The 4,099-nt window shown below is 40.4% G+C and carries 5 protein-coding genes; all 5 read left to right on the top strand.

What is annotated here, in order from left to right:
- Window positions 1-1,058: polysaccharide biosynthesis tyrosine autokinase (locus ACKTT2_RS00420; RefSeq protein WP_407882856.1), on the top strand; the 1,058-nt coding region annotated here is incomplete at its 5' end.
- Window positions 1,059-1,067: 9 nt separating this feature from the next.
- Window positions 1,068-2,042 (top strand): class I SAM-dependent methyltransferase, encoded by a 975-nt coding sequence (locus tag ACKTT2_RS00415; RefSeq protein ID WP_407882854.1) that lies wholly within the window; start codon window positions 1,068-1,070, stop codon window positions 2,040-2,042.
- Complete coding sequence (locus tag ACKTT2_RS00410) at window positions 2,035-2,184, top strand: hypothetical protein (protein ID WP_407882852.1); 150 nt, start codon at window positions 2,035-2,037, stop codon at window positions 2,182-2,184. The genes ACKTT2_RS00415 and ACKTT2_RS00410 overlap by 8 nt, the downstream gene beginning before the upstream one ends.
- Window positions 2,156-3,487: an O-antigen ligase family protein gene (locus ACKTT2_RS00405; protein WP_407882850.1), complete on the top strand. Its 1,332-nt coding sequence runs from the start codon at window positions 2,156-2,158 to the stop codon at window positions 3,485-3,487. The genes ACKTT2_RS00410 and ACKTT2_RS00405 overlap by 29 nt, the downstream gene beginning before the upstream one ends.
- A 36-nt stretch (window positions 3,488-3,523) precedes the next feature.
- On the top strand, window positions 3,524-4,099 hold a 576-nt coding region (locus tag ACKTT2_RS00400; protein WP_407882848.1), incomplete at its 3' end, for a glycosyltransferase family 2 protein.

Raw genomic sequence — 4,099 nt, 5'->3', positions numbered from 1 at the left:
TGTCTATAGCACAAAAGAACTACGAAAATCTGATCGCTAGAATGCAGGAAATCCAAGTTGCTGAGAAGCAAACTGTTGGGAATGCCGAGGTTATTCAACCCGCCGAAATTCCCAGCAAACCAATTCTCTCCAAAGTCACACTGCTTCTCATAGGAGGTGGTTTATTTGGCGGTTTGCTGTTTGGTATTGCCGCTGTATTCTTTGTCGATCTGATTGATAGTTCCTTGAAGACAGTCAGAGAAGCCGAGACATTTTTTGGCTATACTTTGTTGGGGTTGATTCCTAAATTTGAATCGAATGCTGCCTCGAGCGATGAGGTGATGCGTGAAGGAATCTCTCCTCGAGTCATTGTGGCAACCTCTCCTCGCACTATGGTTCATGAAGCTTATCAAATGCTCCAGGCCAACCTAAAATTTATTAGCCATAAAAAGCTTCGCACCATTGTGGTCACAAGTTCTGTAGCAGGAGAAGGCAAGTCAGAAATTTCTGCCAATTTAGCGGCAGTATTAGCTCAACCAGGACGAAAAGTTCTACTAATTGATGCAGATATGCGTCACGCATCCCAGCATCATTTATGGGGTCTGCTCAACTCAGTGGGTTTAAGTAACCTTATTGTTGGTCAGGATGATTTTTCCGAAATAGTGCAACCAATCACAAAGCACTTATCTATCCTCACAGCTGGGGTTCCACCGCCAAACCCCCTTGCTCTAATTGACTCTGAGCGCATGGTTTCCCTAATTCAAACATTTTCCGAAAAATATGACTACATTGTGATAGATACCCCTCCTCTTGTTGGAATAGCTGATGCAGCAGTTTTAGGGAAAATGACGGATGGAGTTTTGCTAGTCGTCAGACCTAATGTTGCGGATTCAGCGAGTGCTGCTGTAGCTAAGACTTTGTTAAAACGTTCAGAAGCTAATGTCTTGGGAATCATTGCCAACGCCGTGAACGTGAAGCATGAACCCGACAGTTATTTCCATTACTCCAACCTACGGCAAGGCATTGTAGAAACTGAAGTGAAGCAGGATTCACGGGATATAAGCAGAACTAATAGGTAACAGGTAAGTATGACTGCAAACAACATTGATTCAAAACCCCTCTCTCATGAATCTGTTATATTTCGGGAGCGATCGCATTGCATCAGTTGTGGTTCCTCCAAATTGTACCCTCTTTGGCAGGGGCAATTTAATGAAGAACCCATCCGCTCTTTCATTCAGAGATGTCACTATAGTAAGGATGTGCTTGGGCTGATAGGAAAGGAAACCTTTTCCTTAGTACGTTGTGAAACATGTGGCATGACTTTCCATCAGCGCATTCTCTCACCCCAAGGGTTAAACTTGCTATACAGTCAGTGGATTGATGATGCCCAAATCAAACACATGGAGGTGGAGTATAGAACAGGTAGTCCTCAAGAGATTAAGTTTGAACGTGGAAGACAATGTACAAGGCATCTTTTGCGACTGCAAACGCTTCTTAAGCGGAGTTTAGAAGAGCCATTTCGCATTCTAGACTATGGTTGTGGTGATGGATACTTCTTAGCTCTAGCCAAACTTTTTAGTTTTGACACCTATGGAATTGACTTCAGCAGCGTTCGCATCGAACAATCTGCAAAACTGGGCATCACTATTTTTGAGAACTTAGAATCCTTGAAATCTAGTCAGTTTGGTAGGATGCATGTTGCCACACTTTTTCAAGTTTTAGAGCACCTAGAAGAGCCATTAGAGCTCCTGCACAAAATTGCAAACATCATGGAGGATGGGGGAATTTTAATCATTGAAGTTCCCAATTGCCAAGGGATTACTCAGCCTTATAATTTTTCAGAGTTTCACGCTGTTCACCCACTCGAACATATTAATACCTTTACTCCTACCACCTTAAAGAGGATGTGCGTACAAGCTGGGTTTATTCCTATCAAACGTATCGCGGCTCATGGAACAACCAGTTTTGTAGATGTTCTGCGAACAGAAGTGAGTCGTTTTATACAGCCAAATCAAACCTCTCAATATTTTAGACTTCATCGGGGAGGGAGAAAAAATGTTTAAGCCACTTCGCATCCTTTACGCTGTTGGTTCTGAAGATGCGATCGAGGCTTATCATTATTGGCGTCAGGGTGAGGATGCTACTTCGCAATTCAAAATGAGCTGTAGAACTGGGTATGAAATTAGCAAACTATACAGATACTAGTGGAACAAAATCCATTAGAATAAAAACGTCTCCAGGAATTGCAGATTGGTTTTTTGCCATCTTAGGAATTCTTTGCTTATCATCGATACTTTTTGCATTGACTCGCGCTGGCTTACTTCCACAACCCGTTTTTGTACTCCTCAAATATTTTGTTTGGGGAATGTCAACTATTCTCGTTTGCATCTTTTGGAAAAGCACGATAATTACAATAAGTCGAAATATAACACTCTTTTTATTAGTAGCATTGTCCCTGATGTCATTTTTCTGGTCGGAGTCTCCGGATTATACATTATCCACTGACTTGGAAGTTTTAATATTAACCTTTTTTGGTTTATACATTGCTAAGCGATTTAGCTTGAAAGAGCAGGTAAGACTTCTTGCCTTTACTTTATTGATAGTAGCTTTTTTTAGTGTCATTTTTGTTATTGTATTTCCTGCTGTTGGTATACATGGAGCAAATGAAGAGTACTCAGGGGCATGGAGAGGAGTCTACGCGCACAAAAATGCTTTAGGCAGCGCGATGGTTTTGGGCGCATTAACATTTTTTGCGTTGCCTAAAGAAAATCATTATTTATACAAGTGGTTTGGTTTGAGCTTTTCACTCTTCTTGATTGTGCTTTCATCTTCAAAAACCTCTCTTGTTATCTTTTTTCTGCTTATATTTATAATGATGTTTTATCAAAGATTTCGATGGCAGGGTAAGTTAAGCATAATTTTCATAGACATTGGAATCCTAATTCTAGGATGTGTCTCTCTAGTAGTTTCTAGTTATTGGATAGAACTCATAACTGGTTTAGGAAGAGACCCAACTTTAACTGGAAGGACACTCTTATGGAGTTATGGATTATCTAGATTAGTGGAAAGACCATTGTTAGGTTATGGATTTGGTGCATTTTTCGCACCTAATAGTAATTATGCGATCGAAGCAAGTTATGCAGTGGGAACTGGCTGGGTTGCACCTAATGTTCATAATGGTTTCCTAGATATATCACTCGATCTTGGCTTGATTGGTTTACTACTTTTTTTAATTATTTATTTCACAACTTTTATTCGAGCTTTAAAAATAGCTTATGCAACTAATAATCCAGAAAATATATGGCCCTTAGCTTATCTTACCTTTCTGGCAATGATTAACGTGACAGAGAGTAATTTGATGGCTAAATTTAGTTTAAATTGGATTTTGTTTGTCATAGTTGTTGTGACTTTAAATCAAAAAAGCAGAATATATGCCTCTGTCTCCCCTTGCCAAGAGGGGACAATGGGTAGTAAAGAAACCATCTATTACTTGGAGTCAAAAGATTAAGCTTGTAAAGAAAATGGAGGTGACGGAATTATGACCATGTCAATTAGTCAGCTGATGTCTGTGTGTATTAATTCTATTCTGTCAATCAGTGCAGCTAGTGTTTTTGTCATTTGTATATTTTTTCTCATTGAGTGTAGTGCTGCTCTACTCCCAACGAGTTCTTCTACTAACAAAGGTAGTTGGCAAGATGCAAAAGTCGCTGTCTTAGTGCCTGCTCACAATGAAGAACTTGTCATCAATTCAACACTGGAGAAACTTATTCCAATCTTGAAGAACCAAGACCGTTTGGTTGTCGTTGCAGACAATTGCAATGATGCGACTGCGGAAATTGCTCGTACTGCTGGTGCTACAGTTGTCGAGCGTCACAACTTAGACCTCAGGGGTAAGGGGTACGCTTTAGACTATGGCTTACAGTTTCTTGAGTCGAACCCTCCTGATGTGGTCGCGATCGTTGATGCTGATTGTATAGTTTATCCAGGTGCAATTGAGCAGTTGACCCAGTGTACGATCGCTACAGGGCGACCAGCTCAAGCCACCTACCTAATGGTTAAACATAAAACCTCTGTATCATCAAAAGACTTTATCTCCCAATTTTCCAACATTGTTAGGAAC

This window comes from Scytonema hankhaensis NUACC26 (genome assembly GCF_045865695.1).
Classification (GTDB): domain Bacteria; phylum Cyanobacteriota; class Cyanobacteriia; order Cyanobacteriales; family Nostocaceae; genus Scytonema.
This window is presented reverse-complemented; position numbering and strand designations above follow the sequence as displayed.

What these genes read in the sequence shown, in the direction of transcription:
- ACKTT2_RS00415 (WP_407882854.1), top strand. Translation starts at nt 1,068, where the DNA reads ATGACTGCAAACAACATTGATTCAAAACCCCTCTCTCATGAATCTGTT.
- ACKTT2_RS00410 (WP_407882852.1), top strand. Translation starts at nt 2,035, where the DNA reads ATGTTTAAGCCACTTCGCATCCTTTACGCTGTTGGTTCTGAAGATGCG.
- ACKTT2_RS00405 (WP_407882850.1), top strand. Translation starts at nt 2,156, where the DNA reads ATGAAATTAGCAAACTATACAGATACTAGTGGAACAAAATCCATTAGA.